Origin of the sequence: Bosea beijingensis, assembly GCF_030758975.1 — a bacterium.
Lineage (GTDB): Bacteria > Pseudomonadota > Alphaproteobacteria > Rhizobiales > Beijerinckiaceae > Allobosea > Allobosea beijingensis.
The window spans coordinates 2,185,001-2,203,630 of record NZ_CP132359.1 but is presented as its reverse complement, the minus strand read 5'-3'; the positions used below and the strand labels follow the sequence as shown (position 1 = coordinate 2,203,630).

The 18,630-nt window shown below is 67.1% G+C and carries 15 protein-coding genes; 5 read left to right on the top strand and 10 right to left on the bottom strand.

Going from position 1 to position 18,630, the window contains the following annotated elements:
- Positions 1-19 precede the first annotated feature (19 nt).
- Positions 20-535: a DUF2478 domain-containing protein gene (locus Q9235_RS10615; protein ID WP_306227024.1), complete on the bottom strand. Its 516-nt coding sequence runs from the start codon at positions 533-535 to the stop codon at positions 20-22.
- A 236-nt stretch (positions 536-771) separates the two neighbouring features.
- Between Q9235_RS10615 and Q9235_RS10610 the strand changes: the two genes are divergently transcribed.
- Together Q9235_RS10610 and Q9235_RS10605 are read left to right on the top strand one after the other, a co-directional pair.
- On the top strand, positions 772-2,028 hold the full coding sequence (locus Q9235_RS10610) for a peptide ABC transporter permease (RefSeq protein ID WP_306227021.1): 1,257 nt from the start codon (positions 772-774) through the stop codon (positions 2,026-2,028).
- Between the two features lie 89 nt (positions 2,029-2,117).
- The gene (locus tag Q9235_RS10605; protein ID WP_306227019.1) at positions 2,118-3,101 is read left to right on the top strand and encodes a threonine ammonia-lyase; all 984 of its coding nucleotides are present in this window, start codon (positions 2,118-2,120) and stop codon (positions 3,099-3,101) included.
- Between the two features lie 10 nt (positions 3,102-3,111).
- Here the strand turns inward: Q9235_RS10605 and Q9235_RS10600 are convergent, their stop codons facing one another.
- The gene (locus tag Q9235_RS10600; RefSeq protein WP_306227017.1) at positions 3,112-3,423 is read right to left on the bottom strand and encodes a peptidoglycan L,D-endopeptidase MepK; all 312 of its coding nucleotides are present in this window, start codon (positions 3,421-3,423) and stop codon (positions 3,112-3,114) included.
- 557 nt (positions 3,424-3,980) lie between these two features.
- Here Q9235_RS10600 and Q9235_RS10595 point away from each other — a divergent pair.
- The gene (locus Q9235_RS10595; RefSeq protein WP_306227015.1) at positions 3,981-5,153 is read left to right on the top strand and encodes a M20 aminoacylase family protein; all 1,173 of its coding nucleotides are present in this window, start codon (positions 3,981-3,983) and stop codon (positions 5,151-5,153) included.
- Between the two features lie 11 nt (positions 5,154-5,164).
- The gene (locus Q9235_RS10590; protein ID WP_306227013.1) at positions 5,165-6,271 is read left to right on the top strand and encodes an NAD(P)/FAD-dependent oxidoreductase; all 1,107 of its coding nucleotides are present in this window, start codon (positions 5,165-5,167) and stop codon (positions 6,269-6,271) included.
- A gap of 160 nt (positions 6,272-6,431) precedes the next feature.
- Here Q9235_RS10590 and eda read toward each other — a convergent pair whose 3' ends face one another.
- From eda to Q9235_RS10550, 8 genes are all read right to left on the bottom strand, one after another.
- The gene (eda, locus tag Q9235_RS10585) at positions 6,432-7,076 is read right to left on the bottom strand and encodes a bifunctional 4-hydroxy-2-oxoglutarate aldolase/2-dehydro-3-deoxy-phosphogluconate aldolase (protein WP_306227009.1); all 645 of its coding nucleotides are present in this window, start codon (positions 7,074-7,076) and stop codon (positions 6,432-6,434) included.
- Positions 7,077-7,115: 39 nt separating this feature from the next.
- Entirely contained in the window at positions 7,116-7,802 is a 687-nt protein-coding gene (gene pgl, locus Q9235_RS10580) for a 6-phosphogluconolactonase (protein WP_306227006.1), read from the bottom strand.
- The gene (gene zwf, locus Q9235_RS10575) at positions 7,802-9,304 is read right to left on the bottom strand and encodes a glucose-6-phosphate dehydrogenase (protein WP_306227005.1); all 1,503 of its coding nucleotides are present in this window, start codon (positions 9,302-9,304) and stop codon (positions 7,802-7,804) included. Before zwf ends, pgl begins: the two co-directional genes overlap by 1 nt.
- Before the next feature lie 335 nt (positions 9,305-9,639).
- On the bottom strand, positions 9,640-10,392 hold the full coding sequence (locus Q9235_RS10570; RefSeq protein ID WP_306227004.1) for an ABC transporter ATP-binding protein: 753 nt from the start codon (positions 10,390-10,392) through the stop codon (positions 9,640-9,642).
- Positions 10,389-11,246, bottom strand: coding sequence for an ABC transporter ATP-binding protein (locus tag Q9235_RS10565; protein WP_306227002.1), 858 nt, complete (start codon positions 11,244-11,246; stop codon positions 10,389-10,391). The genes Q9235_RS10570 and Q9235_RS10565 overlap by 4 nt, the downstream gene beginning before the upstream one ends.
- 4 nt (positions 11,247-11,250) lie before the next feature.
- The gene (nikC, locus tag Q9235_RS10560) at positions 11,251-12,156 is read right to left on the bottom strand and encodes a nickel transporter permease (RefSeq protein WP_306226999.1); all 906 of its coding nucleotides are present in this window, start codon (positions 12,154-12,156) and stop codon (positions 11,251-11,253) included.
- Positions 12,157-12,166: 10 nt separating this feature from the next.
- A complete protein-coding gene (locus Q9235_RS10555; RefSeq protein WP_306226996.1) occupies positions 12,167-13,231 on the bottom strand; it encodes an ABC transporter permease in 1,065 nt (354 codons plus the stop codon).
- A gap of 154 nt (positions 13,232-13,385) precedes the next feature.
- The gene (locus Q9235_RS10550; RefSeq protein WP_306226994.1) at positions 13,386-14,978 is read right to left on the bottom strand and encodes an ABC transporter substrate-binding protein; all 1,593 of its coding nucleotides are present in this window, start codon (positions 14,976-14,978) and stop codon (positions 13,386-13,388) included.
- A 246-nt stretch (positions 14,979-15,224) separates the two neighbouring features.
- On the opposite strand from Q9235_RS10550, the gene Q9235_RS10545 reads away from it, so the two are divergent.
- Entirely contained in the window at positions 15,225-18,626 is a 3,402-nt protein-coding gene (locus Q9235_RS10545) for a transglutaminase family protein (protein ID WP_306226992.1), read from the top strand.
- Positions 18,627-18,630 lie beyond the last annotated feature (4 nt).

Genomic DNA, 18,630 nt, shown 5'->3' with positions numbered 1-18,630 from the left:
GGATGGCATCATGAGGCGATCAAGCCGCGACCGATGTCGCCGCCAGCGCCCAGCGCTCGACCGCAACCTCGTCAGCGGGCAATTCGAGCCATTCATCGCCGGCGAATTCGCGCCAAGCCGGCAGGAAATCGCTGCGGACGGCGATCAGCAGCGGCAGGCCGGCCAGCAACGCGCCGGCGATCTCCTGCCGCAGGCCCTCGCCAACCGCCTCCTGCTTGCCGAAGCGATTGACGATGACGAGATCGACCCGCCCGGCCATTGCATCGGAGAAAGCGGCCGCGGCAGCGGCCAAACCAGCGGCATCGAGATGGCAGCCCGAAGCGCCTGCGCCGAGATCCTGGCTGATCGGGAAACGGCGACCGCTGGCGACATCTTCCAGCGACATCGCCATGCAGCGGTCGTCGCAGGTGGCGTCATTGTGCTGGACCACGCCGCCGAGGCGCAGGCCTTGCCGCTTCAGCCGGCCGACGAGGCCATGCATGAGGGCATCGATCGGAAAGCCGCTCGCAAAGGGGATGGCTGCCAGCATGGTCATGCCGGTTTCTCTCACGAACGCCGCCGCTTCGCCAGAGCCCCGGTGCCGCACCGCTCGGGCGCCGGGAAGATGCCGGCGGAGATCATCTCGCTCCACAGCGCCGATTGGACGATGTCAAAACAGCTTGCAGTGTTGCGCCGCACCTACAGTCGGGCGTCGTTCCGCCCGCTAGGGTGGCAGCGGCTCATCCCGGGCGGCCGGGCAGGCCGAGAGGCTGTCAGGACCCGCCGGAACGCATGATCCGAAACAACGCCCAAGCCCCGCTCGACCCGGCGACCGACGCCGCGCTGCTGCTGCGGCGCATCGGCTTCGGCACGCTGGCGCTTGTCCTGCCGCTGGCCGCGCTGGTCTCGCGTCGGGCCGCCGTCGTGCTGGTGCCGATCGGCATCGCGCTGCTGATCATCGCGGCTTTGATCGAAGACCCCCGCAAATTCGTCGGCACATTCCGGGCGCTGCTGGTCAGCCGCCCCGGCCTGATCCTGATCGGCCTGATCGCCTGGGCCTTTCTCTCGCTGGTCTGGAGCCCGTTTCCGGCCGCGGCGGCCGAGAAGGCCGGCAATCTGATGCTGGCCGCCGTGCTCGGCTTCGTCGGCCTGTCCGCCCTGCCCGAGCGGATGCGCTCCTCGAACCTCAACCTCGTTGCGCTCGGCACCGGCAGCGCCGGCATCTTCGCGCTCGGGCTGATCGCGGTCGCGGCGCTGCGCCATGCCGAGACACCGCCCGGCGCCGTCGAGCGCGGCGTCTCGATCATCCTGATCATGGCCTGGCCGGCGCTGGCCTGGCTGCTCTCGCGCGAGCGCGGCCTCAGCGCGCTCGGCCTGGCGCTGGTCGTGACGCTGCTGGCGCTGACCCGTTTCGAGGACGGCGAAACGATCGCCATGATCTTCGGCGCCGTCGCCTTCGGCGCGGTCACGGCCAATCCGGAACGGGCCGCGCAGATCATCGCGGCGATCGTCGCCGGGCTGATGCTGTTCGCGCCGGTCCTGCCTTTCCTGATGGCGCCGCTTGTCGCGGTCCTGCCCGACAGTGCCGACGATTTCGCGCAGATGCTGTCGATCTGGGCGGACGTGATCCGGCAATCGCCGATCGAGCTGATCACCGGGCATGGGCTGGACACCGTGGTGCGCGGCCAGATGAACGGCACGTTGCCACAGCCCGTTCCCGCAACCCTGCTGTTCGAGACCTGGTACGAGCTCGGACTGGTTGGGGCTGCTGCCGGCGCAACCTGCCTCTATTTCGCGATCCGCGCCGCCGGGCGCATGACCGGGGCGCTCGCCGCCGGCGGCGTCGCCGCCTTCACCACGGCCTTCGCGCTCAGCGTCTTCGGTTTCGCGCCGCTGCTGCCCTGGTGGCTGATGACCCTGACCGCCGTGATGCTCCTGTTCGGCGCCGTCGCGCGGGGCCAGTACCGCACCGACCGGCCGGCCGTGCCACTGCCGACGCGTGCGCCCAACCATACGCGCCCCAAGGCCGGCCAGCCGCCGCGCCAGTAGCCGCCCGAACGGCCGGTGCTTGACGGCCGGGCATCCGCCGCGCTCTCGTGCCGCCGGACAGGAATCGCCCGGCAGAGGATCAGCCCGCCATGACAATCGACGTCACTGCATTCGACGTCACCCTTGCCGACGTCCAGGCCGCCGCGGCGCGCATCGCCGGCAAGGTCCGCCGCACGCCGACCTATTACAGCGCGGGGCTGTCCGCGCGGCTCGGTGTCGAGACCTGGGTCAAGGTCGAGAGCCTGCAGCTCGGTGGCTCATTCAAGGTCCGCGGCTGCTACAACAAGCTGATGGGGCTGGGCGAAGCCGAACTGGGGCGCGGCGTCGTCACCGTGTCGGGTGGCAATCATGCCATCGCCGTCTCGCTGGTTGCGCGCGCGGTCGGCACACGGGCGCTCGTGCTGATGCCGAAAGCAACACCGGCGCTGAACATCCGCCTGACCGAGGAGGCCGGCGGGCAGGTCGAGCTCTGCGAGGATTCCCTGGCCGCCTTCGCCAGGGCGGAAGACTACGCCGCTCAGGGCATGACGCATGTCCATTCCTATGACGACCCGGCGATCATCGCCGGCCATGGCACGCTCGGCCTCGAACTGGCGGCCGATGCCGGCGGGCGGCTCGACCATGTCTTCATCTCGGTCGGCGGCGGCGGCTTTTCGGCGGGTGTCGGAACGGCACTCAAGGGCCTCGATCCGGCCGTGCGGCTGCATGGCGTCGAGACGGAAGGCGCCACGACGATGACGCAGGCGCTGGCCGCCGGCGAACCGGTCGCGATCCGCCCGACCTCGATCGCCCGCACGCTCGGCGCCCCCTTCGCGACGAAGCGCACCATGGCGGCCGCGCGGCAGTTCCTCGAGGAGATCGTCGTGGTGCCAGACGCGGAAGCTGTCCGCGAACTCGTCTGGGTTCTTCAGAACGGGCGGGTATTGCTGGAGCCGGCGGCGGCCTGCGTGGTCGCGGCCGCATTGGCGCGCAGGGACAGCTTCCGACCCGAAGAGAGGATCTGCCTCGTGCTCTGCGGCTCGAACGTCGCGCTCGAAGACATCGAGAGCTGGCGCTCGGAGTTCGGGGTTTAAGATCGCCCGATCAGCGGTTGTTGCGGGCCAGACGCGTGTAGTGGCTGCGCTTGCCGGCCGAGGCGTAGCGGCTGCGCTTGTGGCCGTACCAGGACAGCTCGCGCGCGCCGACATCGGCATGGACCAGACCGTTGGAATAGGTACCGACACCGCCAACGCTCTCGATCGCACGAGCGGCGGCGGCAGCCTTGCGCGACGAGGTCGCCATCGGCCGGAAGTCGATCGCCCGGCCGCTGTAATGCTGGGAGTTGCGGGCGTGGCGGCCGCCGCAGGTCGAAGTGATCTGGATCGGGCCGATCTTCACGACGAGCTCGTCGATCATCGCCTTCGTCTCGGGCTTGAGGCAGCCCAGACTTTTGACCTGCGGCTGAAAGGATATTTTCTCGGGCGTGACATCAGCAAGGGCGGCGGCAGGCAAGAAACCGCACAGTAACGCAAGCAACGACAAGCGACGCATCATGAACCAGACATGTAAGGGGGAATTGGAAAGGATCAGGCCAGATAATCTCGATGGCCCGAGCGGATGCCGCCTCCGCTAATCGCGAAGCAAGGCCAAATCATGGCTGGCACGTTTTCAGGATATTTCACTATCGTGATCCAGATCGTTCATGGCCCTTGGTCAAATCGCCGAGAAGGTGCCTCTGCTCGCCGCCTCCGAGAAGGCGCCCTTTCTGAAGACGATCCCGTGTCTGCGCAGCAGCGTTTCACGCCGCAGTGCGCACGGGATGCCCCGGTGGATTGGCCTTGCGAGCGCCCGCCATTCCACGAAGGCCCATCCCCTGCGCGCCACCGGCTTGGACAGGCAGGGCGCGGCTGGGCTAGCCTGCGCGACGGCACCCGCTTTCTGCGCGGTCGCCCCATACCATCTCAGAGGATACGATGCCCAAGACCGACATCATCGCGGCGCTGACCCCGGAAATCACCGCGATCCGCCGCGACATCCATCGCCACCCCGAGCTGATGTACGACGTCCACCGCACCGCTGGCCTCGTTGCCGACAAGCTCCGGGAATGGGGCGTCGACGAAGTCGCCACCGGCGTGGGCCAGACCGGCGTGGTCGGCATCATCAAGGGCAAAAGCCAAGGTTCCGGCCGCGTCATCGCCATGCGCGCCGACATGGACGCACTGCCGATCCATGAGGAGACCAATCTTCCGCACCGCTCGACCGTGCCCGGCAAGATGCATGCCTGCGGCCATGACGGTCATACCGCCATGCTGCTCGGCGCCGCCAAGTACCTGACCGAGACCCGCGATTTCGATGGCACCGCCGTGCTGATCTTCCAGCCGGCCGAGGAAGGCGGCGCCGGCGCCAAGGCGATGATCGACGACGGGATGATCACCCGCTTCGGCATCCAGGAAGTCTACGGCATGCACAACAAGCCGGGCGTGCCCGTCGGCAAGTTCGAGATCCGCAAGGGCCCCGCGATGGCCGCGGCCGACCGCATCCATATCAAGATCGAGGGCCTGGGCGGCCACGCGGCGGCGCCGCACCGCGTCAACGACCCGATCGTCGCCTCCTGTGCGCTCGTCACCGCGCTGCAGACCGTGTCCTCGCGCAATGCCGATCCGCTCGATTCCATCGTGGTCTCGGTGACCGCGCTGAATGCCGGGGAGGCGTTCAACGTCATCCCGCAGACCGCCGAGATCAAGGGTTCGGTCCGCACGCTGACGCCGGAGATGCGCACGCTGGCGCAGAAGCGCATCACCGAGATCGTCGAGGGCGTGATGAAGGCCTTCGGCATGAAGTACGACCTGGAGTACCATCTCGGCTACCCCGTGACCTTCAACCATGCCGGCCAGACCGATTTCGCCACCAGCGTGACCAAGGAGGCCTTCGGCTCGGACGCGATCAATACCGAGGTGCCGCCGACCATGGGTTCGGAAGACTTCTCCTACATGCTGGAGGAGCGCCCCGGCGCCTTCATCAATATCGGCAACGGCGACTCGGCCGGCCTGCACAACCCGGCCTACGAGTTCAACGATGCGGCGATCCCGGTGGGCGTGAACTACTGGGCGAGCCTCATCGAGATCGCCATGCCGCAGCGGGCCTGACGGCTTAGGCGATGAGCGAGATCGATTGTCTGGTGATCGGGGCCGGCGTCGTCGGCCTCGCGGTTGCCCGTGAACTGGCGCTGGCCGGGCGCGAGGTCGTCATCGCCGAAGCGGCCGAGGGCATCGGCACCCAGACCTCGGCGCGCAATTCCGAGGTCATCCATGCCGGGATCTACTACCCTCCCGGTTCGCTGAAGGCCCGCGTCTGCGTCGCGGGCCGCAGCAAGCTTTACCGCTACCTGCAAGAGCGCGGTCTGCCGCACAAGGCCTGCGGCAAGCTGATCGTCGCCACCTCCGAGGCCCAGAAGCCGGCGCTGGAGACGATCATGGCCCGCGCCAGGGCTTCGGGCGTCGATACGCTGCGCTGGCTCTCCGGCGCCGAGGCCAAGGTGATGGAGCCGGAGGTGCGCTGCGAGATCGCGCTCGTCTCGCCCGAGACAGGCGTGGTCGACAGCCATGCGCTGATGCTCTCGCTGCTCGGCGAATGCGAGGCAGCCGGCGGTTCACTCGCGCTCAACACGCCGATCGCCGGCTGGCGGCGCGGCGCGGAAGGCTTCAGCGTCGATTTCGGCGGCGACGATCCGGCGACCTATTCTGTGCGGACCGTGGTCAATTCGGCCGGCCACGGCGCGCCGAAGCTGCTTGGCCTGCTCGACGGATTCCCGGCGGAGCATGTGCCGGTGCAGCATTATGCCAAGGGCAATTACTTTGCGCTGACCGGCAAGCAGCCTTTCAGCCACCTCGTCTACCCGGTGCCGGAGGCGGCGGGCCTGGGCATCCACGCCACGATCGACATGGGCGGGCGGGTCAAGTTCGGCCCCGATGTCGAATGGGTCGAGAGCGATCAGGATCTGGTGGTCGACCCGGCGCGGGCGGAAAAATTCTACGCGGCGATCCGAACCTATTGGCCGGGACTGGCGGATGGCGCGCTGGTCGCGGACTACGCCGGCATCCGGCCGAAGCTGCATGGGCCGAGCGAGCCGATGCCGGATTTCCGCATCGACGGGCCGGAGGTGCATGGCGTGCCCGGTCTGGTCAACCTGCTGGGTATCGAGAGCCCGGGGCTGACGAGTTCGCTGGCGATCGCGGAGATGGTGCGGGAAAAACTCGCGGCGTGAAGGGTGTCTTCCCGCACGCGCTGCGGCACGAAAGTGCTGCTGCGCAGATGCGGGACCGTCCTCAGGAAAAGGCGCCTTCTCGTCACGCGGTCCCGTGTCTGCGCAGCGGCATTCACATGCCGCAGCGCGCACGGGATGACACCCTTCTTTTCCCGCGATCTTATCCGCGCGCCTTCACAAACGCTTCCTTCGCCTCGCGCGCCAGCGTCTCGATCCGCTTCCAATCACCCGCGGCGATCGCATCGGCCGGGACCAGCCAGGAGCCGCCGACGCAGATGACCTGCGGCAGGGCGAGGTAATCAGCAAGATTCTTGAGCCCCACCCCCCCGGTCGGGCAGAACGTCATCTGCGGGAACGGACCGGAGAGCGCCTTCAGGGCCGGCGGGCCGCCGGCCTGCTCGGCCGGGAAGAATTTTGCAGTGGAGCGGCCGGCCGCGACGGCACGCATGCAATCGGACGCCGTGGCGACGCCCGGCAGCCAGGGCAGACCCGCCTTGCGCAGCGCCTCGTCGACGCTCTCGCTGAAGCCGGGGCTGACCACGGCCTGCGCGCCGGCATCCTTGACCTGGTGAGCCTGAGCCGAAGTCACGACCGTGCCGGCAACCGCCAAAGCCTTCGGCACCGATTTCGCGATCGCGGCGAGGGCTTCCATCGCGGCCGGGCGGCGCAGCGTGACCTCGACGACATCGATGCCGCCGGCGACCAGTGCATGGGCGAGGTCGATGGCGCGCGAGGCGTCCTCGATCACCACGACGGGGATCACGCCGCAATTCTTCAACCGGGCAATCGCGGCAGTCTCGTCCATGGTCTCGTCTTTCAATCGATTTGAACTTGAAACCGGGCTCTACTCCTTCGCCCAGTAGACGTCGAGCCCTCGCGCGCTGCCGAGCAGAAGATCGACCGGCAGCGGCTGCTGCTCGCGCTCCTGGGCAGCCTTGAGCACCGCTTCCTTGGCGACGCCGGAAACGAGCAGGCTTGCCCAGCCGGCGCCGAGCAGGCGAGCGGGGGAAAGCGACAAGCGCGGCGGCAGCCCCGGCGGGCGGGCGACGACGATGCCGCTGTCCAGCGCCGTATCGAAGGTCGCCTCGGCCCCGGGAAAGAGCGAGGCGATATGTCCATCCGCGCCCATGCCGCTCACGAGGAGGTCGATATCAGGCAATTCGGCGAGCTTGGCGCAAAGCAGCGCGGCGGCGGCCTCGATATCGCTGCCATGTTCGTGGAAGGACAGGAAGAGCGCGCGCCCAGCCGCAAGCGGCGCGAATTGAGCGCGGATCATCCGCTCGTTCGAGGCGGCATCATCGGCCGCGACGAAGCGCTCGTCGGTCGGCAGCAGTGTCACCTGCTCCCAGGGCAAATCATGCTGCCCGAGCGCCGCGAGGAAGCCGGCCGGGGTCGTACCACCGGGCACGGCGAGAAGCGCCCTGCCCTTTCCGGCAAGCAGATCCTTCAAGCGGATCGCAACCGCTTCTGCCAGCGCCTCGGACGCATCGGCCAGCGTGGCGAAGCGATGCCAGGCGAGCGGGCCGGCCATCAGACCAGATCCGGGTCGGCCCAGGAGCGGCCGTCGCGCTCGATCAGGCCGATGGCCTGCGACGGGCCCCAGGAGCCGGCGGCATAGCGATGCGGATGCGGGTAGTAGTCCTGCCAGCCGGCGATGATGGGATCGACCCAGGTCCAGGCCTGCTCGACCTCGTCGCGATGCATGAACAGCGTCTGGTCGCCGCGGATCACGTCGGTCAGCAGGCGCTCATAGGCATCCGGCGTGCGCTCGTCGAAGGCGGTGGAGTAGCGCAGATCGAGCTGGCGCGGCACGATCTTGAGGCGGCCGGAACCCGGCACCTTCATCATCAACTGAAGCTGTACGCCATCGTTCGGCTGCAGGCGGATGAAGAGGCGGTTGGCGTCGAGCCGGTCGCAGGAGCCGCCGCCGAAGATCGAATGCGGGACCGGCTTGAAGGTGACGGCGATCTCGGAATAGCGCTGTGCCATACGCTTGCCCGTGCGCAGGTAGATCGGCACGCCGGCCCAGCGCCAGTTGTCGACCTCGCAGCGGATGGCGACGAAGGTCTCGGTGTTGGAACCGTGGCCGAGCTCCTCGGAATAGCCGCGCACGCGCTGGCCGTCGATCTGGCCGGCGCCGTACTGTCCGCGCACGGTGTAGCGCTGGACATCCGGCCCGACGATGGGGCGCAGCGCCTTCAGCACCTTGATCTTCTCCTCGCGGACGGCGCCAGCCTCCAGCATGTTCGGCGGCTCGATCGCGAAGAGGGTCAGCAACTGCATAAGATGGTTCTGGACCATGTCGCGCATATGCCCGGACTTGTCGTAATAGCCGGCGCGCTGCTCCAGACCGACCGTCTCGGCCACCGTGATCTGGACATGGTCAATGTCGCGGCTCGACCAGGAGCGCTCGAACAGCGTGTTGGCAAAGCGCAGGACGAGCAGGTTCTGCACCGTCTCCTTGCCGAGATAGTGATCGATCCGATAGGTCCGGCTTTCCGGCAGGATGCGCGCGACGGCATCGTTGATCGCCCGCGCCGATGCGAGATCGCGGCCGAGCGGCTTCTCCAGGATGACGCGCGAGGTCGGCGTCAGGATCTCGGCCTTGGCGAGGTTCTCGCAGATCGGGATGAAGAGGTCCGGCGGCGTCGAGAGATAGAAGGAGCGCACGCGCTCGCTGTCGCCCAGCGCCTTCTTCAGAGCCTTGTAGGTCTCGGGCTTCACGGCATCGAGCATCACGATGGTCAGGCGGCGCAAGAACGGCTCGACCTGATCCTTGGGGATGCCCTCCTCGTCGAGGCGCTTGGCGATCTGCTTCGGCAGGCCTTCGACATCCTCCTCCTTGCGCACGATCGCGAGGATGCGGCTCTCGCCGGGCAAAACGCCTTCGCGGTTGCGCTGTGCCAGCGCCGGGAAGAGCTTGCGCAGGGCAAGGTCACCGCCCGCGCCGAAGATCACGAGATCAAAGGGCGGGACCGGCGTCCGTTCGGGAATGGTCTCGGGCCGAAGCGCGTTGTCCACGATGGCGTCCATAAGTCCTGTAACTCCGTCAGGCGGTGCCGGTTCGCTGGGCCGGCCGAAGCCTCACAGGCCAGCTACGGTCGGAACCGGACACGAAGCAGCTAGCGCAAGGCTGCGACCAGAGTGAGACGGATTTGCCGCGCTGCAAAGAGGGCGCGGCGCAAGGCCGTTGCCCGCGCTGTTCACGATGCGACCGCACACCCCGTGAGCCCTCATCCTGAGGAGCCATTCCCTTGGGAATGGCGTCTCGAAGGATGCTCCAGGAGGCTCCCGTGCAAGCTGGACTATCCTTCGAGACGCAGCCTTCGGCTGCTCCTCAGGATGAGGGCTGAGATTGGAGAGTTCGCTCAGCCCGCGCGCCGGAAGCCCGCGCTCGCCGTCAGCAATTGCTGGGCATAGGCCGTCTGCGGCTGGCGCGCGGCAAGCGTCTCGACCGTCATTTCCTCGACGGCGCGGCCGAACTGCATGACCAGCAGGCGCTCGCACATATGGCCGACGACGGAGAGATCGTGGCTGACGAGGATATATGTCAGCTTGCGCTCGTGCCGGAGTGCCGCGAGCAGGTTCAGCACCTCCGCCTGGATCGAGACGTCGAGCGCCGAGGTCGGCTCGTCGAGCAGCAGGATCGAGGGTTCGAGCACCAGCGCTCGCGCGATCGCGACGCGCTGGCGCTGGCCGCCCGAAAGCTGATGCGGGTAGCGGAAACGGAAGGAGGCGGGCAGGCCGACATCGGAGAGCGCCTTGCCGATCCGGGCTTCGGCATTGTCTAGGCCGTGGATCGCGAGCGGCTCGGCCAGCGTGTCGTCGACCGTCTTCTTGGGATGCAGCGAACCATAGGGGTCCTGGAAGACCATCTGGACGTTGCGGTAGAACGCCTTGTCTCGGACCTTGGGCTGGACGGCGCCCTCGATCGCGACATTGCCGCTCCACTCCCGGTTGAGCCCGGAGAGCACGCGCAGAACGGTCGATTTGCCCGAGCCGGACTCGCCGACGAGGCCATAGCTCTCGCCCTTGCGGACATCGAAGGAGAGGTCCTTCACGACATGGGAATCGCCGAAGGAGACGTTGAGCTTGTCGACGGAGATCGCTGCGTTCGTCATGCCAGCCACGCCGGGTCGCGGTTGAGGGTGGCGAGCTTCGCCCGCGGGTGATCGAGGTCCGGCAGGCATTCGAGCAGGCCGAGCGTATAGGGATGGCGGCGGCTGCGCGCGGATGGATCGGCGAGCTCGGCCGCCGGCAGCGTCTCCATGACCTTGCCGCCATACATGACGATGACGCGGTCGCAGAAGGACTGCACGAGATGCAGGTCGTGGCTGATGAAGATCAGCCCCATGCCGCGCTCGGCGACAAGATCGTCGAGGATCTTGAGGATCTGGAGCTGGACCGTGACGTCGAGCGCCGAAGTCGGCTCGTCGGCGATCAGGACCTCAGGCTCGGCGATCAGCATCATCGCGATCATGACGCGCTGGCCCATGCCGCCCGAAACCTCGTGCGGATAGAGGTCGTAGACGCGGGCGGGCTCGCGGATCTGCACCTGTTCCAGCATGGCGAGGCTGCGTTCGCGCGCCTCGCGGGGGCCGGCCTTGCGGTGGATGCGATAGGCCTCGGCGATCTGGCTGCCTACGGTCTCGACCGGGTTCAGCGAGAATTTCGGGTCCTGCATCACCATGGAGATGTGGCGGCCGCGGAGCTTGCGCCTGGTGCCCTTATCCATCGTCATCAGGTCTTGGCCGCGGAAGCGCATGTGATCGGCACTGACGACGCCCGGATGCGGTATCAGGTCGAGGATGGCGCGGCCGGTCATCGACTTGCCCGAGCCGGACTCGCCGACGATGCCAAGCCGCTCGCGGCCGAGCGTGAAGGAGAGGCCGCGCACAGCCCGGACGATGCCGGTCGGCGTGTGGAAATCGACCTTGAGATTGTCGATCTCGAGAAGAGGCTGCTCGCTCGTCATCAGCTTACCTCGCATCCATGACGTCGCGAAGCCCGTCGCCGAGCAGATTGAAGCCGAGCGCGACGATGCAGATCGCGACGCCGGGGAAGGTCGCGACCCACCACTGGTCGAAGATCTGCTCGCGGCCTGCCGAGATCATCGCGCCCCATTCCGGCATCGGCGGCTGGGCGCCGAGGCCGAGGAAGCCGAGGCCGGCGGCGGTCAGGATGATACCCGCCATGTCGAAGGTGGTGCGCACGATCAGCGAGGACATGCACATCGGCACGACATGCTTCCAGATGATGCGGGCCTGCGAGGCGCCCTGCAGGCGCATCGCGGCGATGTAATCCTGGTTGCGGATCACCATGGTCTCGGCGCGGGCGACGCGGGCGTAAGGAGGCCAGGTCGTGATCGCGATGGCGATGATGGCGTTGACGATGCCGGGGCCGAGCGCCGCGACGAAGGCCAGCGCCAGCACGAGGCGTGGGAAAGCGAGGAAGACGTCGGTGATGCGCATCAGCAGACGGTCGACCCAGCCGCCGTAATAGCCGGAGATCGCGCCGATCAGCAGGCCGAAGGGGCCAACGGTGACGACGACCAGCAGCACGATGACCAGCGTGATCCGCGTGCCGTAGACAATGCGGCTGAAGATGTCGCGGCCGAGCGCGTCGGTGCCGAACCAATTGGTCGCCGAGGGCGGCATCAGCCGCTTGTCGAGCGCCTGCGCGATCGGGTCGAAGGGCGCGATCAGGGGCGCGAAGGCGGCAACCAGCAGCAGCAGGACGATGATGACGAGGCCCGCCACCGCCATCGGGTTGCGCTTGAAGGCGAGCCATTGCCGGTAGAGCTGGCCGAGCCGGGCCTGGCGGCGCGACTCCGGCGAGTCGCTGATCAGCCAGGCATGCAGGCCGGCGGAGGAGGTATCGCTCATGTCCGCCTCCTCAGCGCACGCGCGGATCGGCCAGGCGGCCGATGATGTCGGTCAGCAGATTGACCGCGATGAAGACGACGCCGACCACCAGCGTGCCGCCGAGCACGGCGTTCATGTCGGCGTTCAGCAGCGCATTGGTGAGATAGCGGCCGAGGCCCGGCCAGGCGAAGATCGTCTCGGTCAGCACCGAGCCCTCCAGCAGATGCATGTAGGAGAGCGCGATCACGGTGAAGAGCGGCACGGCGGCGTTGCGCAGCGCGTGGCGCCAGATCACGGCGGTCTCGGAGACGCCCTTCACGCGGGCGGCGATGACGTATTGCTGCTGCAGCTCGGTGATCATGAAGCTGCGCGTCATGCGGCTGATATAGGCGACCGAGAGCAGGCCGAGCACCAGCGCCGGCAGGATCAGATGCGAGAAGGCGTCCCAGAACGCCTCCCATTCGCCCTCCAGCGCGGCGTCGATCATGATGACACCGGTGCGGGTGGTGACGATATCCTGCCAGACGACCGAGATGCGGCCCGGTCCCGAGACCCAGCCGAGCTTGGCGTAGAACAGCAGGAGCGCCATCAGGCCGATCCAGAAGACCGGGACGGAATAGCCGACGAGGCCGACCACGCGCGCAACCTGGTCCTGCCAGCGGCCCTGGTTGACGGCCGCGAGGATGCCGAGCGGCACGCCGATGAGGACGCCGATCAGGGTGCCGAGCGTGGCGAGTTCGAGAGTCGCCGGGAAGACGCGCTTGATGTCCTCGACGACCGGGTTCGAGGTCAGCACGGAGGTGCCGAGATTCCCGGTGAAGACCTTGCCGATATAGATGGCGAATTGCTGCCAGAGCGGCTTGTCGAGCCCGAGCTCGATGCGCGCCGCCTCATAGGTCTCGGGCCGGGCATTGTCGCCGACGACGGCGAGCACCGGGTCGATCGGGATGACGCGGGCGATGAAGAAGGTGACCAGCAGCAGGCCGAACATGGTGATGACCACGGTCGTCAACTCGCGCGAAAGCGCGCGGCCCCAGCGCCGCAGCCTGCCCGGCGCGGCGGCCTTGCCTGTGGGAGCTTGCGTCACGGCTGTCATGACCCGCCTCCGTTTCTAGTGTTTTTCTTCGGAGTGCCGGAAGCGACCGCAAGCGTTTCAAGCCGCGCCGAATTCCAGGTCATGTCCGAGATGAGCATGAAAGGAAGCCCGCCGCGACCTTTCGGGATCGCGGCGGGCTCCTGAGCCAGGAGGCTCAGTTCTTGGTGATGGTGGCGTAGCGGTTGGTGTCGGAGCTCGGTCCGATGACCCAGCCGTTCACGTTCTTGCGCTCGGCCGAGACCTCGATCTGCTGGAACATGATGACGAACGGCGAGACCTTCTGGTGGTCGCGCTGCAGCGTCTCATAGGTCGCCTTGCGCTTGGCGGCGTCCGATTCCAGCACGGCGCCCTGCGTGACCTTGGTCATGTCCGGGATGTCCCAGGCATTGCGCCAGGCCAGCGTCTTCGACTTCGCCTCTTCGCCGTTGTCCTCGTTGATGGCGAAGGTCTCGGCATTGGTGTGCGGGTCGAGATAGTCCGGGCCCCACTGGCCGATATAGATGTCGTGGGTCCGGGCGCGGTACTTGGTCAGCGTCTGCTTGCCGTCGCCGGGGACGATATCGAGCTTGACGTTGGCCTGGGCCCACGTCGCCTGGATCGCCTGCGCGATATCCGTGATCGGGGAGACCGAGCGGGTGTCCATGGTCACGGTGAAGCCGTTGCTGAGGCCGGCCTTGGCGAGCAGCTCCTTCGCCTTGGCGACGTTGAGCTGGTAGGGCTTGTCCGAGATCGCGCCGAGGAAGCCCTGCGGCAGGAATGACTCGTGGCCCTTGTAGGTGCCTTCGAGGATGTTCTTCTCGATCGAGGCGTAATCGACCAGGAGCTTCAGCGCCTCGCGGACCTCGGGCTTGGCGAGGTTCGGGTTCTTCTGGTTCAGGCCAAGATAGAGGATATAGCCCTTGTCGCCCTGGACGATCTCGATGTCCTTGTTGTTCTTGACCGCCGCGAGCTGATCCTTCGAGAGGTTGCGGGCGATGTCGACGTCACCCTTCTCGACGAGGAGGCGCTGCGAGGCCGGCTCGGCGACATGGCGCACGACGATGCGCTTGCTCTTCGGCGCACCCTTCCACCAGCTCTCGTTGGCGTCGAGCGTGTACTGCTCGTTCGGGCGATAGCTGCGGACCTTGAAGGCACCCGAGCCGGCCGAGTTCAGCTTGAGCCAGCCATTGCCCCAGTCGCCGTCCTTCTCGTTGGCCTTGACCAGCTTGGAGTCGACGATCGCCGCGACGCCAGAGGTCAGGCAGTTATAGAAGAAGGTTGGAGCGAAGGGCTTGGAGACCGTGATCTGGACGGTGTTCTCATCGACGGCCTTGACCTTGTCGAGCACGTTCTCGGCGACGAAGCCGAACTGGCGCAGGATGAAGCCCGGCGACTTGTTGAGCGTGACGGCGCGCTGGAAGGAATAGACCACGTCGGCGGCCGTCATCGGATTGCCCGAGTGGAACTTGACGCCTTTGCGCAACTTGAAGGTGTAGGTCAGGTTGTCGGGGCTGACGGTCCAGCTCTCGGCAAGGTCCGGGATCAGCTCGTTGTTCTTGGAAATGTCGATGTTGATCAGCTTGTCGTAGACATTCGCGCCGACCTCGACGCCCGAGAACTCGAAGGCCTCGGCCGGGTCGAGCGTGATGATGTCGTCGATCTGCTTGGCCATCACGATCGTGTCCTTCGGCGTCTGTGCGAAGGCGGCGGTGGTCGACATCAGGGCCGTAAAGGCCGAAACCGCCATCAATTTGGCTACGTGACGCATCGGATTCCCCATCGTTCGTGTTGCGCGGGCGCTGTCCGCCCGTTGGGCGCTATCTGCAACCAGTCCGGTGCGGCTGTCCAGTCGACCAACGGCCATGCAAAGGGCGGAACGGAGCATTTTGCACATCTCTTGAGCAGCCATCCGGGGCTGAGGCGCCACCAGGGCGCCGGCTACGCCTTGCGCATGCCAGCCGCCTCGCTAACCTGACGTTGCAGGCGGCTATCGCCTCAGACCAGGGGGCGAAACTTGGCCATCATCGCCGCGCTGAACCATGTCACGCATTACCGCTACGACCGGCCGGTCACGCTCGGGCCGCAGATCGTGCGCCTGCGGCCGGCGCCGCATTGCCGGGCCGGAATCGAGAGCTATTCGCTGAAGGTGACGCCGGCACAGCATTTCGTGAACTGGCAGCAGGACCCGGCCGGCAACTGGCTGGCGCGCTATGTCTTCCCGGAGCCGGTGACCGAGTTCCGGATCGAGGTCGATGTCGTCACCGAACTGTCGATCATCAACCCGTTCGACTTTTTCGTCGAGACACAAGCCGAGACCTTCCCCTTCGCCTATGCGCCTGAGCAGACCGAGGAGCTCGCGCCCTATCTGGTCACGGAGCCGGCCGGACCGCTGCTTTCGGCCTTCCTCGCCGAACTGCCGCGCGAGCCCGTCAACACGGTCAATTTCATCGTCGACCTCAACGCACGCCTGCAGCGGCGCATCGCCTATGGCATCCGCATGGAGCCCGGCGTGCAGGACCCGGAGCATACGCTCTCGATCGGGTCCGGCTCCTGCCGCGACACGAGCTGGCTGCTGGTCCAAGCGCTCCGGCATCTCGGCCTCGCGGCGCGCTTCGTCTCCGGCTACCTGATCCAGATGAAGGCGGATATCGATCCGCTCGAAGGCCCGCGCGGCACGGACAAGGACTTCACCGACCTGCATGCCTGGGCCGAGGTCTATATCCCCGGCGCCGGCTGGGTCGGACTCGATCCGACCTCGGGCCTGCTCACCGGAGAGGGCCACCTGCCGCTGGCGGCGACCGCGCATTATCGCGCGGCCGCGCCGGTCTCGGGCGTCGCGAGCTATGCCGAGACGACATTCGACTTCCAGATGAGCGTGACGCGCGTGCATGAGGTGCCGCGCATCACCCTGCCCTTCTCCGATGCGTCCTGGGCCGAGCTCGATGCGCTCGGCGGCAAGGTCGAGGCCGATCTCCAGGCGCAGGATGTCCACCTCACCATGGGCGGCGAGCCGACCTTCGTCTCGATCGACGACCAGACCGGCGCGGAATGGAACACCGCCGCCGTCGGGCCGACCAAGCGCCAGCGCGCCGACACGCTGATCCGGCGGCTGCGTGAGCGTTTCGCGCCGGGCGGAATGCTGCATTATGGCCAGGGCAAGTGGTATCCGGGCGAAACCCTGCCGCGCTGGGCCTTTGCCTTGTACTGGCGCCGCGACGGCCAGCCGATCTGGCGCAATGCCGATCTCATCGCCCGCGAACCGGAGGCGCAGACCGGCGGCGACCGCGAGCTGGAGATCGCCGCCACCATTCGCGATGCCGAGGCGCTGGCGCAGGGGCTCTCCGAAAAGCTCGGGCTCGGCGCCGATTTCGTGGTGCCGGCTTATGAGGATACCGGCGTCTGGCTGCTCAAGGAGGCGCAACTCCCTGACAATGTCGACCCGCTCGACTCGCGCTTGTCCGATCCGGAGGAGCGGTCGCGGATGGCGCGGGTCTTCGAGCTCGGTCTCGGCAATCCGCGCGGCTATGTCATCCCCGTGCAGCGCTGGCAGGCCGGCGCGAACGACCGGCGCTGGCGCTCGGAGAAATGGAAGCTGCGGCGGGGCCAGCTCTTTCTGGTGCCTGGCGACTCGCCGGTCGGCTACCGCCTGCCCCTGGGCTCGCTGCCGGTCGTACCCAAGGCCGAATACCCGCATATCCACCCGCAGGACCCGCTGGAGCCGCGCCCGCCCTTGGCGGCCGCCGGACCGGCCGGAGCAAGTTGGACCGATCATCCCGAAGCCCGCCCGGCAGAGCCGACGACCACGGAGGAGCGGCCCGGCCCAGCGCAGATGAGCATCGGGACGTCTGCCGCATCAGGGCCCGTCCAAGACCGGCGCGAGCAGGAGATCGGCGGCGATCACGTCCGCACCGCGCTCAGCCTCGAAATCCGCGACAACGTGCTCTGCGTCTTCCTGCCCCCGGTCGAGCGGCTGGAGGATTATCTCGACCTCGTCGCCTCGGTCGAAGCGGTGGCGGAGCAGCTCGGCCAACCCGTGCATATCGAGGGTTACGCGCCGCCCTTCGACCCGCGGCTCGACGTCATCAAGGTCACGCCCGATCCCGGCGTGATCGAGGTCAATATTCATCCGGCCACGAATTGGCGCGAGGCGGCGGCGATCACCCAGGGCGTCTACGAGGAGGCGCGGCTGGCGCGGCTCTGCGCCGAGAAATTCATGGTCGACGGCCGCCATACCGGCACGGGCGGCGGCAACCATGTCGTGCTCGGCGGCGTGACGCCGGCCGACTCGCCATTCCTGCGCCGGCCGGACCTGCTCAAGAGCATCATCCTCTACTGGAACCGGCACCCGTCGCTCTCCTACCTGTTCTCCGGCCTGTTCATCGGCCCGACCAGCCAGGCACCACGCATCGACGAGGCCCGGCAGGATCAGCTCTACGAGCTGGAGATTGCTCTGGCGCAGGTGCCGGGGCCGGATGGGAAGCCGATCCCGCTCTGGCTGGTCGACCGCCTGTTCCGCAACCTGCTGGTTGACGTCTCCGGCAATACGCACCGCACCGAGATCTGCATCGACAAGCTCTATTCCCCGGACGGACCGACCGGGCGACTCGGGCTCGTCGAGTTCCGCGGCTTCGAGATGCCGCCGGATGCGCGGATGTCGCTCGCCCAGCAGTTGCTGCTGAGGGCGCTGATCGCCTGGTTCTGGCGCGAGCCGCTGGAGGGCAAACTCACCCGGTGGGGCACCGCCCTGCATGACCGTTTCATGCTGCCGGAGATGGTCTGGCAGGATTTCAAGGATGTCCTCGGCGACCTCCAGCGCGCCGGCTATGCTTTCGATCCCGTCTGGTTCGAGGCGCAGGCCGAGTTCCGCTTCCCCTTCTTCGGCAAGGTCGCGCATGGCGGCGTCGAGATCGAGATCCGGCAGGCGCTCGAGCCCTGGCATGTCATGGGCGAAGAAGGCGCAATCGGCGGCACGGTGCGCTATGTCGATAGCTCGATCGAGCGTCTGCAGGTCAAGGCGACCGGGCTGGTGCCGGGCCGCCACCTGATCACCTGCAACGGAAGGCGCCTGCCGATGACGGCGACCGGCATATCCGGCGAGGCGGTCGCGGCAGTGCGCTTCAAGGCCTGGCAGCCAGCGTCAGGCCTGCATCCGACGATCCCCGTGCATGCGCCCCTGACCTTCGACATCGTCGATCTCTGGTCCGGCCGCTCGCTCGGTGGTTGCGTCTATCATGTCGCCCATCCCGGGGGTCGCAATTACGAGACACCTCCGGTCAATTCCTACGAGGCGGAGGCAAGACGGCTCGCGCGTTTCGAGGCGATCGGTCATAGTCCCGGCCCTCTGGCGATTCCGCCGGAGGAACGCAGCGCCGAATTTCCGCTCACGCTGGATCTGAGGCGCCCGACAGGGATCTGACGCG

Bases quoted from the DNA above. Each gene is read 5' to 3' on its own strand.
- Q9235_RS10615 (WP_306227024.1), bottom strand. From the start codon at position 535: ATGACCATGCTGGCAGCCATCCCCTTTGCGAGCGGCTTTCCGATCGAT.
- Q9235_RS10610 (WP_306227021.1), top strand. From the start codon at position 772: ATGATCCGAAACAACGCCCAAGCCCCGCTCGACCCGGCGACCGACGCC.
- Q9235_RS10605 (WP_306227019.1), top strand. From the start codon at position 2,118: ATGACAATCGACGTCACTGCATTCGACGTCACCCTTGCCGACGTCCAG.
- Q9235_RS10600 (WP_306227017.1), bottom strand. From the start codon at position 3,423: ATGATCGACGAGCTCGTCGTGAAGATCGGCCCGATCCAGATCACTTCG.
- Q9235_RS10595 (WP_306227015.1), top strand. From the start codon at position 3,981: ATGCCCAAGACCGACATCATCGCGGCGCTGACCCCGGAAATCACCGCG.
- Q9235_RS10590 (WP_306227013.1), top strand. From the start codon at position 5,165: ATGAGCGAGATCGATTGTCTGGTGATCGGGGCCGGCGTCGTCGGCCTC.
- eda (WP_306227009.1), bottom strand. From the start codon at position 7,076: ATGGACGAGACTGCCGCGATTGCCCGGTTGAAGAATTGCGGCGTGATC.
- pgl (WP_306227006.1), bottom strand. From the start codon at position 7,802: ATGGCCGGCCCGCTCGCCTGGCATCGCTTCGCCACGCTGGCCGATGCG.
- zwf (WP_306227005.1), bottom strand. From the start codon at position 9,304: ATGGACGCCATCGTGGACAACGCGCTTCGGCCCGAGACCATTCCCGAA.
- Q9235_RS10570 (WP_306227004.1), bottom strand. From the start codon at position 10,392: ATGACGAACGCAGCGATCTCCGTCGACAAGCTCAACGTCTCCTTCGGC.
- Q9235_RS10565 (WP_306227002.1), bottom strand. From the start codon at position 11,246: ATGACGAGCGAGCAGCCTCTTCTCGAGATCGACAATCTCAAGGTCGAT.
- nikC (WP_306226999.1), bottom strand. From the start codon at position 12,156: ATGAGCGATACCTCCTCCGCCGGCCTGCATGCCTGGCTGATCAGCGAC.
- Q9235_RS10555 (WP_306226996.1), bottom strand. From the start codon at position 13,231: ATGACAGCCGTGACGCAAGCTCCCACAGGCAAGGCCGCCGCGCCGGGC.
- Q9235_RS10550 (WP_306226994.1), bottom strand. From the start codon at position 14,978: ATGCGTCACGTAGCCAAATTGATGGCGGTTTCGGCCTTTACGGCCCTG.